The organism is Bacteroidota bacterium (assembly GCA_016718825.1).
Taxonomy (GTDB): Bacteria; Bacteroidota; Bacteroidia; order J057; family JADKCL01; genus JADKCL01.
On the sequence record JADKCL010000003.1, the window covers coordinates 128,824 to 149,457 of the forward strand.

Here is a 20,634-nt window from a genome sequence, read left to right on the forward strand (position 1 = left end):
CAAATGATAGGGACTTCACCAGATTTGATGCCGATCGTTGCGCGCTTGAAAGGGCTGCAGGATGAGATTTGCGCTGGTTTGGAGGCTTTGGACGGCAAGGCGAAGTTTCAAGAAGACCTTTGGAGCCGTGAAAATGGCGGTGGTGGACGTTCCCGCGTGATTATCGATGGCAATGTCATCGAAAAAGGCGGCGTCAACTTCTCGCATGTGCACGGGCCCCTGCCCGACCGCATCGCGGAGGCCTTGCAACTGCCCTCGGGCGCCTACTTCCACGCCACGGGCGTGAGCATCGTCTTGCATGCCCGCCACCCTTGGGTGCCTATCATACACATGAACGTGCGCTACTTTGAGGTCGAAGGCGGTCGCCATTGGTTTGGCGGTGGCATCGATGTCTCTCCTATTTATGTGGTCCCTGAGCAGGCAATGAAGTTTCATCAGCGGCTCAAGGATGTCTGCGACGCCCACTCCCCTGCCTTTTATCCAAAATTCAAGGAATGGTGTGACCGGTATTTTTACCAGAAACACCGCAAAGAGACACGTGGCATCGGCGGAATATTCTACGATCACCTCGCAGCGGATGCCACCCATTCCAAAGAAGATCTATTTGCCTTCGAAATCGCATTGGGTCAGAGCTTCGTTCCGGCCTACAGCGACTTCGTCAACGCCAATCTCTCCCGTCCCTACGGCGAACGCGAACTCAATTGGCAGGCGATGCGCCGCGCGCGTTACGTGGAATTCAACCTCCTTTGGGACAAAGGCACCAAGTTCGGGTTGGATACCGACGGGCGCACGGAGTCCATTTTGATGTCCATGCCGCCGATGGCGAAATGGGCTTACAACTATCAGCCCGAGCCGGGTTCCGAAGAGGAAGCCACCTTGCGCGCCCTGCATCCCACCGATTGGCTGGGAATCGAATCGTCAGTTCCTGACATCATTTCGGGCAGTCGCTAGTCGCGCTGCTTTTTGATACACTTGTAGAAACAGTATTATATGCCTCATTATCACACATTAGGCCAAATACCACCCAAACGGCATACACAGTTCCGCCGCCCAAATGGCGAACTCTACTACGAGGAACTCGTGAGTACCGAGGGGTTTTCCAGCATTTATTCGCTGGTGTACCATCTCGCGCCACCGACTTTGATCGAGCGCATTGGTGAGCCGGTCGACGTAGCGCCCAAAGTTGCGGTGCAACGGAATATTCAGCACAGGTCATTCTTGGGGTTCAAAACAGAGCCGACTGATGACTTTCTGGAAAGCCGCAAGATCCTGTATACCAACAAGGATTGTCATATCGGCGTGGCGGCTCCCAAGAAGTCGATGACGACCTATTTCTACAAAAACGCCCAAGCCGACGAGATGCTGTTCATCCACGAAGGCACCGGCACCCTTAAATCACCCTTCGGTGATTTGCCATTTGGCCCCGGTGATTATCTGGTGATTCCCCGCGGCATCGTCTATCAGATGCATTTCGACGGCGAAGGCAACCGCATTTTCTTTGTCGAATCGTTTAGCCCGCTGGAAACACCGACGCGCTACCGTAACCGGTTTGGGCAAATGGAAGAGCATTCGCCGTTTTGCGAACGCGACATCCGCAAGCCCGTCAACTTGGTGACAATTGATGAACGCGGCGAATTCGAGATCAAAATCAAGAAGCAGGACGCGATGTTCTCCTTCATTTACCGCAATCATCCGTTTGATTACATCGGCTGGGACGGCTATTTCTTCCCCTACGCCTTCTCGATTCACAATTTCGAGCCGATTACCGGACGCGTGCATTTGCCGCCGCCGATCCATCAGACCTTCCAAAGCAAGGGATTTGTGGTTTGCAGCTTCTGCCCGAGGTTGTATGATTATCATCCGTTGGCGATTCCGGCGCCGTACGCACACAGCAATATCGACAGCGACGAAATCCTGTATTATGTGGAAGGCGAATTCATGAGCCGGAAACACGTCGAACGGGGTATGATGTCGTTGCATCCGATGGGCATCCCACACGGACCACACCCTGGTACCGCAGAAAAATCAATCGGCAAGAAGGAAACATTGGAGCTTGCCGTCATGGTCGATACCTTTGCACCGTTGTTCCTGACGGAGGAGGCGATGAAAATCGAGGACCAGAAATACTATCGTTCTTGGGTGGAATAGGAAGTTAGCAGTTAGAAAGTAGCAGTTAGCAGTTGAAAAGTGGAACTGCTAACTTCTAAGTGCTAACTGCTAACTCACTACGCTTTCATTTCTAATTTCTAATTTCTCATTTTTAATTCAATGGCTACGAATACGAATGTTTTTGATGCTCCAAAGGAGACCAAGGATTTCCTTCCATTGAACGGCACGGATTATCTGGAGCTGTATGTGGGCAATGCGAAGCAGAGCGCTCACTTTTATAAAACTGCATTTGGCTTTCAGTCAGTGGCTTATGCCGGACCTGAAACCGGGATTCGCGATCGCGCGAGTTATGTCTTGCAACAGGGCAAAATCAGGCTGGTGCTGACCACTTCCTTGGTGCCCGATAGTGAAATCAACGAACACTATGTCAAGCATGGTGACGGCGTCAAGGTACTCGCACTGATGGTGGACGATGCAAAAAGCGCATTCGAAGAGACCACCAAACGCGGTGCAAAGGCCTTTTTGGCTCCGGAAACGCTGACCGACGAGTTTGGTTCTGTCGTGCGTTCGGGTATCCATACCTACGGGGACACGATACACATGTTCATCGAGCGCAAGAATTATACAGGTCCGTTCATGCCTGGCTTCAAGGAGTGGAAGAGCAATTACAATCCTGTAGACGTCGGTTTGCTTTACGTGGACCACTGCGTCGGAAACGTGGATTGGGGTCAAATGAACACTTGGGCGACCTTTTACCGCGATGTGATGGGCTTTTCACAGCTCATTTCTTTCGACGACAAGGATATCAGCACGGAATACAGCGCCTTGATGAGCAAGGTGATGGCAAATGGCAACATGCGCGTCAAATTCCCGATCAATGAGCCGGCCGAAGGCAAGAAAAAGAGCCAGATCGAGGAATACATCCAATACTACAAAGGCGCTGGTGTCCAGCACATTGCTGTGGCGACGGATGACATCATCGGCACAATTACCGCCTTGAGGCGCCGCGGCGTAGAGTTTCTTGAAGTCCCCGACAATTACTACGGTCCGGAATTGTTGGAGCGTGTCGGCAAAATCGACGAACGCCTGGACGATTTGAAGCAACTTCGGATTCTCGTGGACCGCGACGAAGACGGCTATCTTTTGCAGTTGTTCACCAAGCCTGTGGAAGACCGCCCGACGATGTTTTTCGAGATCATTCAACGCAAAGGAGCCACGAGCTTTGGAAAGGGCAACTTCAAAGCGCTTTTTGAAGCGATCGAGCGTGAGCAAGACCTTCGGGGCAACCTCTAATTCGCATTCATGAGGAATAGCAGAAGCCCGGATGACCTTCGGGTTTCTGCTTTTGGCGACGGCTTCACTTTACCCGTTCACCAATCTCTTTGGACCGTTGACAGATTTGAGTTCCATAAATCCTCCAACCTTCTTATTTTGCATTTTTTCACCTACTAATTAGATTTATGAAAAGACAGCTATCCAAAGCTTTTCTTGCGTTTGCTAGTTTCTTGCTCTTACTGAACCCTTCAAATGGTTTGCTCAAGGCCCAAATCCTGCATGACAACGGTCCCATCTTCAACAATGCCGGCGGCGGATCAGGCGGGGCAAATGCCAGTGTGCTTTATACGACGACCTATGCAATGGGTACCATCGGATTCGGTCATCAGGCTACGGCCTTTAACCGCGTTGCCGATGATTTTGTCGTGCCCAATTGCCATTGGCGGATCGACTCGATTGTCTTTTTTTCCTATCAGACAGGCTCAACGACAACATCTACCATGACCGGTGTCAATTTCCGGATATGGGATAGTATTCCGGATGCATCCGGTTCTGCCGTTGTTTTTGGTGACACAACCACAAACCGCATGACCCGTTCAGTCTGGAGCGGCGCCTACCGCACGACTGAGACTACAATCACCAATACGACACGTCCGATCATGCGGAATGTCTGCGCCTTGAACAACGTCGTGCTCTCCACCGGCACTTTTTGGCTGGATTGGTCTGCGACAGGAAGCTTAGGTTCCGGTCCATGGGCACCTCCCCGCACCCCCATCAACGTCGCTGTGACAGGCAATGGCCGGCAGCGGATCGGTAACACCTGGAACAATGCCTTGGATGGCGGCACAGGTACGCCTGCACAGGGCTTTCCATTCATCGTCTATGGAACTGTTTTGGATCCGGTTGCCGACGCAGGTGCAGACCAATCCGCTTGTCCTGGATCAAGCGTGACCATTGGCGGCACGCCGTCAGGTAGCGGTGGCCAAGGTGCTTTGACTTATTCCTGGACACCTTCCGTCAGCTTGAGCAGCGGAACGGCCGCCAATCCTACCGCCTCGCCATCTGCGACCACGACTTATGTATTGTCGGTCACGGATTCTTCAGGATGTACGGTCGTAGATACTACCGTCGTGACGGTCGGATCTATTGCTTCCAACTTTTTGATTGCAGACACCACAATCTGCGCCAACGACAACATCACCCTCGACGCCGGAGCTGGAAATAGCTTCGTCTGGAGCAACGGTGCGACGACGCAAACCATCACGGTTGGCAGTGGCACATTCAGTGTTGCAGTTGATAATGGTTCAGGTTGCTTGTCCATCGACACCGTCGTTGTAGCCGCAGCAGCCGAGGTTACCATTCTTGGAAACGGCTCATTTTGCCAACAGGCAGGTGATACCTTGACGGCTGACATCAGTGGTGCTTCATACCAATGGAATACCGGTGCTAGTACGCAATCGATTATCGTGTCCTCCTCTGGCTTCTACAGCGTAACAGTGGTGGATGGGAACGGTTGCACCTCACTTGACACCTTTTCCATCGTTGCCATCCCGGCTCCGACCGCTGCCTTCAGCTTTAGTGTTGGTGCAGCTGGACTCACCTATTCCTTTACTGATCAATCTACTGGCGGCGCTACAAGCTATGCTTGGAGTTTTGGCGACGGTGGTACTTCAACGCTTGCGAGCCCTTCGCATACCTACACCGCCTCCGGTAACTATTCGGTCACTTTGATCGCCAGCAATGCTTGCGGCTCCGATACAAGCACGCAGTCTTTGACTGTGACCGATGTGGCTTCTGCATTGCCTTTTGCCAATGTCAGCCTCTACCCTAACCCTGCTTCCTCCAAATTCGAGTTTGCAGTCTCCGGACTCAATCTTGGCAACTTGCAGGTAGAAATGATGGATGTACAAGGCAAAGTTTGCAAGACTTGGACCTATGAATCTGTTGCACAGGGCATCGTGGAGCGCGTCGACGCTTCCAAGTTTGCCAAAGGCGTCTATTTCCTGCGATTCAGCAATGCTGAAGGCATGGAAATGCGCAAGTTGGTGATCGAATAAGCGTCACCGTATTAAACGTCACAAAAAAAGCCCGACCTGCGAATGGTCGGGCTTTTTCATTGGACAACTTGACAATCCTCATTGGACTAGTGCTTCAGGCGAACGAACCTTGCAGAATATACTTGCCGGTCAGTCTTCAATGTGCATACGTACAACCCGTTTGACAATTCGCCGAGCTGAATGTCCAGGGTATTGCTTCCAGGGAACAAAGTGGTCTTGCCAGCATCCAACACAACTTTTCCTGCAAGGTCCATGATCAAGACTTCAGCGGGCTGCTTAGCATCAGATTGGACTTGAAGCTGCAAATCTTGAACAGCAGGATTGGGAAACAAATTGATGGAGACGCTCAATTCATAAGGGTCGTTGATGCCCACAAATCCATTGAAAAGGTCCGAAATCTCATTCGCAGAAAGGGCACGGTCATAAAATTGAACATCGTCAATCTTCCCGGAGAAGTAATCCCCTTCCGTCCCCACCGTTCCGGCCTCTGCGCCGATCAAAGTATGGTTGTTGGGATAAGTATAATGGATCGGATAGTTGGCGCCGGCATCATCCGTGTCGACAGCGACACCATCGACATACAGAATGTTGTAACGCCCGTCGTAAGTAAGTGCAAAATGATGCCAATTTGAATTGAGGCTTGCCAAGGGATAGGTCGCAATGCCGTAAGTCGAATTTCGGTTGACCTCCGCCTCGAAAACGTTCGTTCCTCCGTGTACGACGAGTTCATATCCTCCCGAACTCGTATTTCCGGCTAAGGCGGCCCAATTCCAGAAAGAGGACCAGTTGTCGTTTTGCGCCCATAGCGACAACGTAACGGCGGCCGTTGGTTTGAGCAAAGCGGAGGAGCCCAAGTCGATATGGTCATCCACCCCATCAAATGCCATCGCGCTCCCCGACTGTCCAAACCGGTTCGCAGTAGGCGTAGGATTTCCGATAATTGTTCCATTCAAAGCATTGACGCTGACATCATTGGCATTTCCATCCAATGGATAATGAGCGATAATTCCGAGCTGCGCATGCCCCAAAAATGCCCAAACAAACAGCACAATGAAAGTGGTAATCGTTCTTGTCTTCATCTTCACCTCAGTATTTAGACGATAGAAATTGTGATTTTAACCGCAATTTCAGGACCTACTGCTCGCGACAACAGTACGGACATCAGGACCAAGATTGAGATTCGGCAATTCCAAGAATGAGATTTGGCAGTTCGTGGTAAATCTGGATATGTAACCATCACAGAACCAAAGGCCGTTGACTGAAGGTTGGAAGAGGAAACGGTTGAGGATTCAATGGACTTCGAATCTTGATGCTTCGAGGTCATTTGGCAAAAAACGGGGGTCCAAGTTCCCACGAAGCTTGAAGATGATTCCCCGAAATCAGTGATTCTCTTGGGCTTTGTACAAAACAAAACTTGCCTCCCCGCAACCGGGGAGGCAAGCCTTTCCAACGCTTTGTATCGAATGGAAATTAGTTCTTGGTAGCCTTCAAAGAGACTTTGTAGTCGATGTTGTCGCTGATGATCTTGTCGCCGATGGCGCCAGAGAGGCCGGAACCGTAGGTAACGCCCCAGTCGTTGCGGTTGATCGAGAAAGAAGCCTTGGCGGTAAGGTTCGTGCCTTCGACAACGACATTCGCAGGGAATTCGATGTTTTTGGTTTGATCCTTGATCGTCAAGTTGCCTTTGATCGTGTGCGTGGTGCTGTCGGTTTTGGCAGCAGTCGAACCGGTGATCTCAAACTTGGAGGTTGGGAACTTCTCAGCATCAAAGAAATCAGGGGAGGTCAAGTGACCTGCCAATTTAGCTGCTGCGTCGGCATCCTCAGTTCCGGTCTCCTTGAGCGACTTCATGTCAACAGCAAAGTTGCCTGCGGTGATGTTGCCATTCTCCACGGAGAGGCTACCTTCGGTGATGTTGATCACGCCGGTGTGGCCGTAGGCCAACTTGGCGCCATGCCATTGGAGTTCGCTTGCTGCGACATCAACTTTGAAAGTTGCAGCAGCTGCGCTCGCCGCTGCGACGGAGTCAGCATTGGTTGCGGTAGCGGTCGTAGCGGAATCTCCGCAAGATGCGAGTGCTACGGTTGCGAGGAATGCGAATGCGAAATACTTCAGTGTTTTCATTTTACTCTAGTTGTGAAAGAAATCAATTTTCAATTCGATGACAAAGATAGAAAACATTGCATGTACCTACATGCAATTTAACAAGAAACACAACTCAGTCACTTTTGTTCACAAATAGAAGTCAAGAAGAAGGAGCTCGACCGCCAAGGGACGCGATGCTCGGCAAGCCTTCATAAGCAAGCATTTGATCCAACCAAAGCTCATACCACTCAAGAAAAGTGAGACGTTTTGTGTTTTTGCGCAAATGATCAGGATAGATCCCACCTTCATTTTGGCGATCATCCACCCAAATCTTTCCGTACTCGGGACCATTCGTCACCAAATTGATGAATGTTCCACAGCCGTAGTTGGCGATGCGCAGTAGGCCATTGACCCATTTGGTATGGTAGTACACTTCTTGTTTCATCGTCGCACGAAGAACATGATCTTCGGGGAATTCCATGTTCCATGCCTCGGTGTACAGAAACGGTTTGCTCAGGTCGAGCAATTGATCGGCTTTGGGATCGTCGAGGTCATCGATTTTGCCGCTCTCCAATTGTAGCATTCCATAGTAGGGTCCTGCTCCACCGTTGCCAAGCTGCAAGAGGAAAGCGCGGTAATCCGGAGGCAAACGGATCCCGTTCTGTTGCTCAAACCAAGCTACCTCGTCTTCCCTCTTGGGTGGATTCAGCTTGTAGTGATGCTGACTTGCCCCAAATAAAAAATGGTCCTCGTCCCGCAAAAATAATAAATTTATTTTTGACTGAATTCGAATGAGTTGCGTTTTAAATTCCACATTTAAATACTTAATATGAATGGCGTATTATTCCTTTTGAGAATGCTACAGCAAGATAATCGAATGAACGATAGGTTCGTCAAATCGATTGGCCCAAAGCGACAAAAGTCTCGGAGAAATTTACGATTATTGGGAACTCTAAAATGCCAATGCCCCCATGAAGGTTTCCTACTACACGCTCCCGCCACCACCTGCACTCGCCGGGATTGTACGTTTTTTTTGGGTGTTTGAAATCCAAGGCATCGATGGGAATCCATACATCTATCGGTCGATGGCGGATGGTTGCGCCGAACTTGTCTTCCACTACAAGGGGCCATTTACAGAGCTAAAATCAAATAACCGCGGGGCGACTTTCAAGGCTTGTCTTCATTCGCAAACGATGCATCACAGACGATTTGAAGTATGCGAGGACTTCGGAATTTTTGGGGCCTACATTTTCCCGTTTGCACTGCCGCGTCTTTTTGGCTACCCTGCCTCTGCGCTTGCAAATGAAATGCCCGATTTGGTGGCGCTGATGGGGCAGGACGGGCGAATACTTGAGGAACGTATCCTCTCGGCCGATGATAATTTACAACGCACCGACATACTTTCCCTGTTCCTACTTCAGCGGCTTGCCGAAAATAGCATTCAGAATCAACGGACGCAACGCGCAGTGCAACTAATGATCCACCAAAAAGGCCAAATAAAAATCGACAAACTAGCTGATTCAATGGGGATTAGCCAGCGTCAACTAGAGCGTACATTCAAGGAATATGCGGGGTTCAGTCCCAAAACATTTGCACGAATACTGCGCTTTCAATCAGCGACCAATCATTATGGAACAACCAAAAAAACACTGACAGAAATCGCTTTGGATTGCGGTTACTATGATCAGTCACACTTCATTCACGACTTTAGTCAATTTTCGGGCTACACGCCAAGCGAATACTTTCTTGGGGTGCCGGAGGGAATAGAATACCGGGAAATTTAACCATGTCGAATTTTTACAATCTTCCCACCCTTGCACGTACCTACCTTTGAGGAAAATTAAAAATACTATGAATTCTCTCAATGTCCCCGAAGGCTACCAAGCGGTGATGCCTTACCTCATCCTCCACAATGCAAAGGATTTCATGGATTGGGCCATGAGCGTGCTCGATGCAACCGAAAAGATGCGTTCGCTACGTGATGACAACTCCACGATCGCCCATGCGGAGCTATTTATCGGTGAAAGCACCATCATGGTGGCGGAGGCTTCGGAGCAATGGACCGTGAATAACGCAGGGATGTTTGTGTATGTCGCCAATGCCGACGAGGCATATTCCCGTGCTTGGCGCATGGTGCAACGGCAATCATGGCGCCTGCGGACATGCCCTACGGAAGAAGTTGCGGAATCACCGATCCCTTCGGGAATGTGTGGTGGCCGACGCAGGCTATATAAATCCATCGCGGAGCCAACAGGGCTCAATTAATTGGATTTTCCTCTTATTTAGCTGGCCTTCGAAACGACATCCATTTTTTTTAGAAACGGTACCGTTTTGATATCGTGCAATTTCTTATCCACACAGACATGTATTGGATTCGACGTGGTTTGTCCCCTCCTAAGAAGCTAGACTATCAATATATTAAATAATTAATTATCAATAGCTTAATACACAATATCTCAACTAATCATTTAACGATTGATCAACATCTTTTGAATAAGGAGAATAGGAATATCAAAGCTTAATCCCTGATCAGTATCATCGGAAAATTCATTTTCAAAGCACTGATAAACAGTTCGTTCCGATGACCTGCGCAATCGATTTCCTTCAAGGCCGTCAACTGTTCCAAGATTGCAATCGTGGCACCGCTGTCTTTGAATTTTCCACTCGGTAGCACCAATTTCTTCAAACTCGATAATTTGCTGAATGAAGCGGGCAACAGCGAAATTCGCGTTCCACGCAAGTTGATTTCTTCCAACCTGCTGAGGTTCCCAATGTTGGAGGGAAGGCTAGTCAGGTGCGAACATTGGTCGAGGTCAAGGACTTTTAGATGGCTGCAATTCCCTATTGCATCGGGAAGGTCAACAAGCCCATCGGACTTGTCCAAACGCAGGGATTCCAACAACGGAAGGTCCCAATTCTCCGGCAAATGCGCTTGGTAATAACTTGCGAGGTAGAGTCTTCTCAAGTTTCGGATTTGCAGGATTTCCTTCACGATTTCCTTTACATGATCCCCTTTTCTCACAAAACTGATCGACAACTCCACCAGAAGCGGAATCTCTTTGAGCACGGGAGGAAATGCGGCAAGGTGGCATCGATGCAGCCCCAATTCATTGAGCGCCGGAAGTTTGGACAAGAAAGCCGGCAAAGTCTTGAAGGGATTGAAGGACAGATCGATGTAGGCCAGCTTGGGCAAATGGGCAAGCACCTCCGGCACCTCCGAAAAGGAATTCGACCGAAGTACAAGGTGTTCCAATTGGGTGAGATTTTGAAAGTCATCGGGTAAGCGGGAAAGTTCATTCTGACCCAGATCGAGCCGTCGCAGACCTTGGATGTCCGTGAGACCTGCAGGAAGCTTTTTGAGCCCGTAATTTCTGATTGTCAATCCCTTTAAACGTTTGATCTCATGAAAATACATCGGAAATACAGGAATTTCCCATTGGTCCAGCGCCAAGTCCCCGCGCTTCACAAGTTTCTCCCTCAACTCGTCCTCCTTCATGTAGGGGGTGTAACAATCCTTGAGTTTGGGCCTCAGATGATAGACCATTTTGGCAAATCCGGGGGCATCATCCCCTAAAAAATCTAAAAACCGGAACACATATTCCTTCAAAGATTCCTCGGAAATAGAAATCAGGTCGCGGCTGTTGGAAAGGATATAGGCCCGCACCGCTGCCGAACCTTTGGCAGTCACAAATTTGGCTGCAAGCTTGCGGGTTTCGGCATCCGGGAAAAACAGGCTTACTGCGACGACCTCTGAAATGCTCACTCCTTCCGGAATGCCGCCGGCGGTCATCATTTCCAAGGCCATCTTGATGTTTTCCGGGGCTTTGGAAGTCCAGAGACGTTGGAAATTTTCGCCCATTTTGGGAACCTCGGCCACTTTTTCGCGCAGCCAGGGCTGCTCAAAGGAAGCCACAAATTCAGCCAATTGCGGCATGGATGCTGCCCGTATGCCGTTGTTGAGATAACTGAGGGCCTTGTTGCCCGGTCGCTCCCCGATGACCACGATGTCGGCTTTTGCAGGCTTATTCTGCATCAAAACGATGCCTTGGGCTGCCAGTTTCTTTTCGAATTCCCATACGGGATAGCCTTTGGATTGTCCTAGAATGGCGATCGTGCCGGGCTTCGGTTCGAGGTCGAATGGATTGGGCAACATCTGACTGAGCGCGACCAAAGCATAGGCACGGAGTTTTTCCTGTGAATGATTGAGCGCGAAGAGGATATGCGCCATGGTCGCAGTCTTGCGCGCAAGCGCTACATCCCCGATCGCAAGGGCGAGCAGGGTCGGCCGCATGGGGGATGACGGCGTCTCCTTGCTTAGGACCTGCAAAACGTCTTCCATTTTGTACCCGGCCTTTTCTGCGAATGGGTTTCCTTTTACCAAGATTTCCGCGCTTGCAAGCTTCAAAAGTTCCACCGGAAACTCGGCGATATCATTGTCGCTCAGATCGATTTGCACCAAGGCCGGACATTCCTTCGGACCTTTTGGATAAGTCTCGATGACATTCTCGGCGAGGAGAATGAACTGCAAATTGGGCAGCTCCAGCAGTCGTTTGGGAAAGGCACCCAGTTTGTTCTTGGTCAAATCCACCTTTTTCAGCTTGGAGAGACGCGAAAAGGCAGCAGGAAGCCTTTTCAGCTTATTCTTGTGAAGCGTTATTTCCTCCAACGACGCGATGTTCCCGATCCAATCCGGCAGGGTTTCCAGTTTGTTGTGACTCAGATTCAGGCGTTTCAGGTTGGGGAGGGTCGCGATCACTTCCGGAAGCTTGGTCAAGTTACAAAGCGACAGATCAATCTCCTCCAAATGCTCCAAATTGGTCCAGGCGGGTTGGGAAACGATCTTGCCCCACGTCTGCACCCGCAATTTTTGAAGGTTGGTCAATACCGAAATGTCCCCGAGATCGGCTGTGAGATCCTTTTCTTCATAACGGTATTGAAGAATGAGGTCCTCGAGCGAGGTCAGTTTGTCCAAACCATGAATCTTCGATTCCAATCGGAATATGCGCAGTCTTTTGAGCTGCCGGAGTGTTTCCAAGCCGTTCGGAAGGTTGTCCCGAATCGTCAATTCGAACGATTCGAGCCGCGGCAATTCACCCAATACAGCCAAATGCGACACATCTCCCAGCCACTTGTCAATGTCCAGTTCGATATGGCGCAGGTTGCCCATTCCCCGCATAAAATCGGGAAATTCAGGATAAGAAGTGCACCGGAACCGCATTCGCTCCAGCGTTTTCATCCTACCTAAAGCCTGCGGAAATCGTTCATTCGGCCACAATCCGAAGGAAATATCCAGCAAGCGTGGAAGCTTGGCGAGTTCCTCAAAAAGTGGTACCAAATCCTCCCTCGCCAAGCCGCGAATCTCGACAGATTGCAGATTCACCATCTCCCCAAGCGTCGCCGGGATTGCCTCTACCTTGTTCCAGCCGATTTTGAGCGACCATATTTTTTCGGGTGGGCCGTCGTATTGGTCGAGATCATAGACCGAATCCAGGCCTTTTGTTTGGAATGGAGTGAGGGTGTCTTGCATGTTACAGCCTTAGGAAGGCGAAGTTGGCGTTTGACAGAAGTCTCTGGTGGTGAAGGAAATTCGAAGTGATCAATTTCGGAAGAATTTTGAAATGCACAAGGTGCCTCACGACCAAACTTCCGGCAAACCTTGGTGATTCAATAAAACTGCCCAGCCCGATAAAGTCGCTCGACTTGCGGCAACTGCTTGCGAATGGCTTGAAACATCGCCTCGTCTTCGAAATACGGACATGTGACCTTTCGTAGGTTGGGCATTTGTTGCAGGAGCGAGATGGTTTGCTGCAAATCGCTCATTTTCAGATCACCAAGTCCGAGGTGAATGAGTTTTTGAAGTTCAGGTAGATTCGGAGGAATTCGTTTGATTCCCGTCTCGGAGAGATCGAGAAATTCTAAATCCTGAAGGCCAGCGATTTCCTCAGGTAAAGCCTTGATACCGGAACATTTTGAAAGGTCAAGGTACTTCAGAGAATGGATTTTCAAAACAGGCCTCGGAAAGCCGGCCAACGGATTTTTGAGAAGGCACAGCCATTCCAATGGCAAAAGCGCGAATTCGGCTGGCAAATTCTTGATTCCATTGCGTTCGAGGTCCAGTCTCCGAAGGTGCTGCATTTCACCGATTTCCGACGGCAAAGAGCCGATTTCCGACGTACGCTGCCTTCGAAAATTCAAGGATTCCAATCGGGTGAGCTTGCAAAGTTCAATTGGAAACGATTCAAAACGGCATTCTTCCAAATTGAGTTCGCGGAGGCCGGTCATTTGGTGAATCTCATCCGGCAAAGCTGAAAGCCGATTTTTGGACAGGTCCAACACTTTCAGTTTCTTGAGGGAAAGCAAATTCGGCGGAAAAACCTCGAATTGATTGCCCCCAAGTGTCAGATCCCGCAATCCATCCAATTTCGTAATCTCCACATTGAGGTCTTTGAGCTTGTTGCCGTGCAAGTTCATCTCCCGAACCTGTTTCAGGCGACCGAGACCTGCAGGCAGTTCCTTGAGCTTGGCATATTCAAATGAGAGGTTTTTCAGGGAATTCAATTCGAAGACGGCTTGGGGCAACTTGGACCAATCGGTGAAGTTCCTTTCGATGTTTTTCCCCCGCCACATGAGCTTCTTTTTGAATTCCGCGGCGGTCATGTAGGGAATGTAAAGACCTTCGCAACCATCTTCGAGTGCATAGGCCATCCGCGCAAATGCTTCCTGATTCAAGTCGGGGCATTTTACGAGGAATGCGAAAAATTTCTCCCAATAATGCACATTCGGGCTTTGGATCAGGTCGGTAGCCGCCGCAACATAGGTTCTGAGTGGTTTGGGCGCGTGGTTCCAAAATGTGGCGATGGCATGAAAACGACGGTTTTTCCGCTTATCCACGAGTGCCACGGCAAGTAACTCTGCTATCTCCGAATCTACCAAGTCGACTGTACCCACCAATTGCAGTGCGAGCTCGAAATTGGTATCATCCTTCGAATGAAATAGCCGCAGCCAGTTTTGATATGCTTGTGAAATGGGCATTTTCAGGCGAAAAATGAAGCTTCTGAATAATTCGACACGAAATCAAGTCTCGGCATTTGAGCCAATTTCGTTGAATCGACTTCCAGAAACAAGTGTTCATCAAGACGAAAACCAGCCTGTTTGTCTAGGATTCGCCAACGTTCAGGACAACTCAAAAGAAAACGGCCACAAATCCAAAGATTCGCAGCCGCCATTGTATTTTATTGAGGTTCGGAAAGGAACCCGTCGATCTCTGACCCTGAGCCTATTGTTTGATCCAAGTACGTGTTTCGCATTGAGCCCCCATGCATTGCAAGAAATAGATGCCATTCGGAAGCTGCGAAACATCCAACGATGCCACACCATTCACCTTGCTGCGCATGATTTCAACGCCCTGCAAGTTCAAAATGCGCACCTCCATCATGCCTTTGGAAGCCGGAAAACGAATGCTCAGTACGTCGGTTGCCGGATTTGGATAGATCTCCATCGTCGATTCCTGTGGAGCATTTACACTCGTGGGAATCAGCACCTTGGACACCAATTGCACGATATTGGTGCAGCTTGAGTCATACAGCGCATAATTGAAAAGTCCACGTGTGATGTCGTCGTAGCCATCAAAAAGCAGTTGCTCTGCCACGGTCGAATCGGATTCGCAGAAGCAATTGCCAACAAGATTGATGTTCTTATCGGCTGCATTTTCTACGTTGAATTGGGAATTGCCGCAGATCCGGTTTTCGGTAAAAGTCACGTTGGCATCCCAAATTTTCACGCCAACCACGTTGGCTCCGATCTCATTGCGCACCAAGACCCCGCCCGTCGTCAAATCGACGCCCAAGTTATTGTTCCTGATGATGCAATCGGTTACCGAGCCTCCTTCCAATGGCCCCACTGCCGTCTGATTGTTGATCAACGTACAATTGGAAAGCGCATAACCGATTCCTTGAACGGCAGTTTCATTTGCCTCTAAAAGACAATTTGTGACCGAGCCTGGATTGTTGGCGATCAATGCCTTGAGATTCCCACGAAAGCTGCAACTGTCAATGGTGACGTTGTGATAGATAAAACCCATTCCCACCGCATTGCTGTCAAAATCACAATTCACGACTGCAAGGGAAGGCAAACTGGACCCGGTAATTGCCACGTCATTGTTGGCAAACCGGCAATCGTCGAAGATCGCCTGCCTGAAAACGGTAAACGCCGTTGCGTTGTACGTGAAGATGCAATTGTTGTAGCGTACCGTGTCGATGCCCGTCGCGTAGCTATCGGCACGCAATCCATCAAACATATTGGACATGTGTACATAATTGATCTCGCAGTCGCCTCCTTGAGAGGCTTTGATCAAAATGCCATTCCAAGTATGTGGATCGGGATTGATGCCATCCGCCTTGAAGACGATGGGGGCTGTCGGTGTGCCAACGGCTACCAAGTTACCGCGGACTTCGATCGAGATGCCACCCGCGACAGTGAGAAGATTTCCTTGAACGCGCACCTCTACCCCAGGCTCGATCGTGAGCGTTTTCCCTGGAAAAACCACGACATTACCGGTTACAATATATGGGCTACCCGCAAGCGACCAAGTCACGTTGTTGTAGATGCCGCCGCTGACCATGGTCTGCGCAAACAGGGCTTGGCCAAGGCAGAGTGCGACGAGGAGAAAACGAACAATTGTATTCATCACTGCGGTTTAAGCTGGTATTTCGGAGAGCTAACAAGCGCTGCCTGCCCTACTCCTTCAATTATTGTTTGATCCATTTCACAACCTGCCGGTCGGCACCTTGGAAATCGAGCAAATAAACCCCTGCGGACAGATCAGCAACCTCGATACGTGTAAGTGCTCTAGCCGGGACGACGCGCAACACTTGTCCTTGCAGATTCAATAGCTTGATCGCGCCAGTGCTGTTGCCTGCTGGCAATTGCACGTTCAAAACATCGCTTACCGGGTTGGGGTAAACAGAGATCAGGGCAAGCTTGACTTCAGGCGTACCTGTGGGAATCAACACCTTGGACACCAATTGCAGGACATTCGTGCAAGAGGAATCGTAAATGGCATAGTTGAAAAGTCCACGCGTGATGTCGTCATAGCCATCAAAAAGCAGTTGCTCTGCCACGGTCGAATCTGATTCGCAAAAGCAATTGCTCACAAGGCTGATGTTTTTGTCAGCCGCGTTTTCGACATTGTACTGGACGTTCCCGCAAATCCGGTTGTCAACAAAGCCGACGACATTGTCGTAAATCTTTACGCCAACCTGATTGCTCGAAACGTCATTGTCTCTCATCTCAGCCTCGCCCGTGATTTCCACCCCAAGTTGATTGTAGCGAATCATACAATTCGTCAATGAGCCCGAGGAAAAGTTGCTGATGGCGGTACCATTGTTGATGAATTGGCAATTGCTGATCCTTGCGCCATATCCACTGAAAGCAATGAGATTCCCCTGAAAGAGGGTGTTGGTCACCGTACCGTTCGCCAGGGAAATCACCGGAGTGTTGTTGTTGACGAAGTTGCAGCTGTCGACCGTTACCGTATCATAGACATAAGGAAATGCTACCTGATTGCTGTCAAAGTCGCACCTGAGTAACTGCAAGCCCACGCCGTAGGTACCCATCGGCTGCACGCCGACATAGTTTGAGGAAAAATTACAATCCTCAAACCGCGTGGTAAACCAAGGGCTTGGCCCAAATTGGTTGTGTGTAAAGTTGCAGCTGTGCAGGGTTGTGATCCCGGGTCGAACGGAAAACTGATCGGAAAGAAAAGCAGTGTAGGCGTTGGAGAAATTGACATAGTCGAATGCCGCGTCTCCGCCCTGCGCGGTTTTTACATAAATGCCCGACCAAGTGTAGGGATCGGTGACAATGCCATCGGCTTTGAATGTGATCGGTGCAGTCGCAGTGCCAACTGCGACAAGCATTCCGCGAATCTCAATCGAAATTCCCATGCTGTTGGGATAACCATTTCCTTGCACCCGCACCTCAACGCCGGGTTCGATGGTGAGGGTTTTGCCCGGAAAGACGACAATGTTGCCGGTCACAATGTAGGGGCTACCCGACAAAGTCCACGTGACATTGTTGTAAATACCACCGGAGACGTTGGTTTGGGAAAAAGCGATTCCGAAACCAAGAATAAAGAGCAACGTGAAAAGAGGGTTTTTTATCATTGAGATTTCTGGAAAAGGAAGTGAGCGATTTAGAAAATATCGTAGGCTGGAACAGGGGACCGTATGCTTATCCGCCCAGATCAATGGAGACAGAGTTTGGCAATTACGTTACAACTAGGGAAAACCCTGTTTGTTTTATGTTTTTCGAAATAAATTAAACAAAACCTTGATTCAGGAAATTCCCTAGGTCCATTCAGGGCGCAAGGTTGGATTTTCCTTCTTGGACCACCCGTTTCAGTTGATTTCCGAAGTATCAATCATTCCGATGGGTCAGGGCAATCACTTCTCATTTCCATTTCAAGGACATCTGGAGTCGATGACCATTTTTCGCCCGGAACCGGCCTTCTCTAGGAACCGTGTCCCGCCTACGCGGGGCTCCGATGCCTAAGCGCACGGCAAAAACCCAGGTCAGCAGTAATTGCCCTGTCCAATCGGCGGATCCGCTACAATTTCTTGTCCAAATTTTCTATATTCGCAATGCAATCATTGGATTTGCGCATTGAATTCCTACCAGACAACTCGATGAAAAAATTACAAATCTCCCTATTCTGCATTCTGCTCACAGCCAGCACCTTGTGTAGTCAAAAAGATTACGAGCGTCCCAAGCTTCGCTACAATGCCATGAAGGAAAAGCCGGAATCGCCTTGCGCCGACGGCATGGAAGCCAAGATCGAGCAAGCGATCGAAATGATCGAAACCAACCAAAGCTCCTCCGCGATCGTGCTCGTCGAGGAGACGCGCAAGGCCTTGGGGCAATGCGCATTCTCTGAAATGGCGTATGCCGAAGCACTATTTCGCAACGGGCAGTGGCTTAGAAGCAATCAGGTGATCGATGCCGCCATCAAGGAATATGGCCCGGTGCTGTTTCTTGTGCGGGCACGAGCCGGTTATTGCCTTGAAATGGCCGAATATGGCGTCGGAATGAAAGCGGTAGACGGCAACATGGTCTATCTTCCTGAGGACAAGCACCTCCCTTTCAATGAAAAGCAATTCAAAGAAGCCAATCTCTCCATCGGATGTGAAGCATTGGAATTCCTTGAGTCCAAGGTCGAGCTCGATGAGAAAAGCGCCCTGCTATACCTGATGGGGCAGGTGTACAAGCAAATGGGGAACTTCGAAAAATCGAATCAGGTGTTCTCCAACTTGCGCCAAGATCCCGAATACCAGAACCGCGCAACCTCTTTCTTGATCCAAAATCTGATCGCGCAGAAGGACTTTGTCAATGCGGAAAAAGAGCTTCTTGGCATGTGCGAACGCATTCCGCGAAACTACAAGCTCTATCAAAACCTGGAAAAGCTCTACATGCAAATGGGGGAAACGGACAAAGCAAAGGAATGCCAGCAAAAAAGCTTCTTCTTCTACTGCCTTCCGGCGTTCACCACCCTACCCTATTCCGAGGAAAACCTGGCAGCGCTGCGCTATTTTGGTGATGCGCACAGCATCGAGAAGAAAAATGCCGCCCTCGCAGAAATCGAGAATCGTCCGCTGGATGAAGCCATCGATTTCTATATCGGCATCATCAATATGCACGAAAATCACGGTAACGGCTTGGAGTCCAGCGCCACACGCTTGCTCGGCGAGGCTGGCAATCCCGCTGTCGAAAAACTCATCGGGCTGCTCCGAGGCGCAAGTTCGACATGCGGCATGTCCAATGCGGGACTTGCCCTCGCGAAAATCAAAGATGAGCGCGGCTGGGATGCCATCGTGGAAATGCTCCCTCTCATCGACCGCGTCGGGATGACGACCACGTTGCCGCTATTTCCGCAATGCCTCGTGAATTTTGATCAGGAGCGCGCCATCACCGTCCTGTTGTCATGGATCAAAGAGCGATTGGAACGCAAGGCGCAGGAAAAAGGCGAGGATCCCTTTGACGGCTTGGGCGAAATATTTGCAGACGGCGTGATTTACAGGCCATTGAACGTGGTCGCACGCGAGCACCTCACCGAAAAGGCAAAGGAAATGGGCTTCGACGAGGCACAAATCAAGAAACTCTTGGACGAGGTCTATTATGAGCTACCCGTGGAGGAGAAGGAAGACGAAGGAAAGTAGGGTTGCTCCTTAGAATACGATTCTCCGCTGAGGCACAAATGCCCGTTTGTCAAACGCGTTTCAGGAGGGGACAATAAAAGTCCACAAATACCCAAAGATTTCGTCTATCCTGGCTTTGTGCTTAGAAGAAAAAAGTAGCGAATTAGTGGCTTACAATCTCGCCGCCAAGGCGGCACACAATAAGCCATACAACGCGCAATGCAGCTCCGGAAGGGCGCTATGCTCCAACAAAGCGAGGGTAATCTTGCCCGGCTGCGCCTCTGCCTCCCGGAAAAACAGCATCATCGGTGTAAACAGTTCGCGCATTTCGTTGTCGTGCTGATCGTTTCCAGCCTGAATCAACTGTTTCAGCGGGGCGCCAACAATTTCTAGTCCTTTGATAAACGGTTCGTAAATGGCCAATTCGTCTTGGTAGTCTTCGTCATCGACCAACAGGTATTCGTAGAGGAAGTCTTCCAAATCAGGATCGGCATCAGCGAGTCCGCATTCCTTGATGTAAATCAGCACATTGAGCAACTCTGTGCCGCGATCTGCTGCTGCATTTTCGATTTTTTGCCATTCAGGAGATTCAAAAACCTCGTCTCCCTCCTCTTCATCGGCCTCCAATTCGGTCATGAGGCGCACCACGCAGAGGTCAATCAGGAATTCACGGAGATCTTCGAATGCCGGAAATCGATCGATGACTGCATCTGCCTTGGCAAAAATCCCGACGCCTTGGCTATCAGGCCCAAGCACTTCTGCAATGGCAGTCTTGATGGCGGGTAATTCAGGCAATGACGGCGCTGAGCGCACCTCATCGATCGTCTTGAACGGCGCAGGAGCCGCTTTTGCTGCATATCCCCATGCAAATGCCTCCACCAATGTTTGTCCCAATCCGACCAATGCGTTGCTCATAA

General features: G+C 49.9%; 15 protein-coding genes. 7 read left to right on the top strand and 8 right to left on the bottom strand.

Annotated features, from left to right (window positions below):
- The first annotated feature begins 27 nt into the window (after positions 1–27).
- The 4 genes from hemF (at position 28) to IPN95_04285 (ending at position 5,441) form a co-directional block, all read left to right on the top strand.
- Complete coding sequence (gene hemF / locus IPN95_04270) at positions 28–951, top strand: oxygen-dependent coproporphyrinogen oxidase (GenBank protein MBK9448621.1); 924 nt, start codon at positions 28–30, stop codon at positions 949–951.
- Positions 952–990: 39 nt separating this feature from the next.
- The gene (locus tag IPN95_04275; protein ID MBK9448622.1) at positions 991–2,148 is read left to right on the top strand and encodes a homogentisate 1,2-dioxygenase; all 1,158 of its coding nucleotides are present in this window, start codon (positions 991–993) and stop codon (positions 2,146–2,148) included.
- 120 nt (positions 2,149–2,268) lie between these two features.
- Positions 2,269–3,402: a 4-hydroxyphenylpyruvate dioxygenase gene (gene hppD, locus IPN95_04280; protein MBK9448623.1), complete on the top strand. Its 1,134-nt coding sequence runs from the start codon at positions 2,269–2,271 to the stop codon at positions 3,400–3,402.
- A 167-nt stretch (positions 3,403–3,569) separates the two neighbouring features.
- The gene (locus tag IPN95_04285) at positions 3,570–5,441 is read left to right on the top strand and encodes a T9SS type A sorting domain-containing protein (GenBank protein ID MBK9448624.1); all 1,872 of its coding nucleotides are present in this window, start codon (positions 3,570–3,572) and stop codon (positions 5,439–5,441) included.
- Between the two features lie 86 nt (positions 5,442–5,527).
- Here the strand turns inward: IPN95_04285 and IPN95_04290 are convergent, their stop codons facing one another.
- The 3 genes from IPN95_04290 to IPN95_04300 all read right to left on the bottom strand — a co-directional run bounded on the left by IPN95_04290 (position 5,528) and on the right by IPN95_04300 (position 8,340).
- Positions 5,528–6,520: a T9SS type A sorting domain-containing protein gene (locus IPN95_04290; protein MBK9448625.1), complete on the bottom strand. Its 993-nt coding sequence runs from the start codon at positions 6,518–6,520 to the stop codon at positions 5,528–5,530.
- Positions 6,521–6,911: 391 nt separating this feature from the next.
- Entirely contained in the window at positions 6,912–7,565 is a 654-nt protein-coding gene (locus tag IPN95_04295; protein MBK9448626.1) for a YceI family protein, read from the bottom strand.
- 121 nt (positions 7,566–7,686) lie between these two features.
- Entirely contained in the window at positions 7,687–8,340 is a 654-nt protein-coding gene (locus tag IPN95_04300) for an SMI1/KNR4 family protein (GenBank protein MBK9448627.1), read from the bottom strand.
- A gap of 157 nt (positions 8,341–8,497) precedes the next feature.
- On the opposite strand from IPN95_04300, the gene IPN95_04305 reads away from it, so the two are divergent.
- Both IPN95_04305 and IPN95_04310 read left to right on the top strand, forming a co-directional pair.
- Positions 8,498–9,310, top strand: coding sequence for an AraC family transcriptional regulator (locus IPN95_04305; protein ID MBK9448628.1), 813 nt, complete (start codon positions 8,498–8,500; stop codon positions 9,308–9,310).
- A 67-nt stretch (positions 9,311–9,377) separates the two neighbouring features.
- Positions 9,378–9,791, top strand: coding sequence for a hypothetical protein (locus tag IPN95_04310; protein MBK9448629.1), 414 nt, complete (start codon positions 9,378–9,380; stop codon positions 9,789–9,791).
- Positions 9,792–10,044: 253 nt separating this feature from the next.
- Here the strand turns inward: IPN95_04310 and IPN95_04315 are convergent, their stop codons facing one another.
- From IPN95_04315 to IPN95_04330, 4 genes are all read right to left on the bottom strand, one after another.
- Complete coding sequence (locus IPN95_04315) at positions 10,045–13,053, bottom strand: leucine-rich repeat domain-containing protein (GenBank protein ID MBK9448630.1); 3,009 nt, start codon at positions 13,051–13,053, stop codon at positions 10,045–10,047.
- A gap of 137 nt (positions 13,054–13,190) precedes the next feature.
- Positions 13,191–14,558: a leucine-rich repeat domain-containing protein gene (locus IPN95_04320; protein MBK9448631.1), complete on the bottom strand. Its 1,368-nt coding sequence runs from the start codon at positions 14,556–14,558 to the stop codon at positions 13,191–13,193.
- A 244-nt stretch (positions 14,559–14,802) separates the two neighbouring features.
- The gene (locus tag IPN95_04325; GenBank protein MBK9448632.1) at positions 14,803–16,212 is read right to left on the bottom strand and encodes a T9SS type A sorting domain-containing protein; all 1,410 of its coding nucleotides are present in this window, start codon (positions 16,210–16,212) and stop codon (positions 14,803–14,805) included.
- A gap of 61 nt (positions 16,213–16,273) precedes the next feature.
- Positions 16,274–17,689, bottom strand: coding sequence for a T9SS type A sorting domain-containing protein (locus tag IPN95_04330; protein MBK9448633.1), 1,416 nt, complete (start codon positions 17,687–17,689; stop codon positions 16,274–16,276).
- A gap of 522 nt (positions 17,690–18,211) precedes the next feature.
- Here IPN95_04330 and IPN95_04335 point away from each other — a divergent pair.
- Positions 18,212–19,738 carry a hypothetical protein gene (locus IPN95_04335; GenBank protein ID MBK9448634.1) on the top strand — a complete coding sequence of 509 codons (1,527 nt, stop codon included), beginning with the start codon at positions 18,212–18,214 and terminating at the stop codon, positions 19,736–19,738.
- A gap of 150 nt (positions 19,739–19,888) precedes the next feature.
- Here IPN95_04335 and IPN95_04340 read toward each other — a convergent pair whose 3' ends face one another.
- On the bottom strand, positions 19,889–20,632 hold the full coding sequence (locus tag IPN95_04340; protein MBK9448635.1) for a hypothetical protein: 744 nt from the start codon (positions 20,630–20,632) through the stop codon (positions 19,889–19,891).
- Positions 20,633–20,634: the final 2 nt, after the last annotated feature.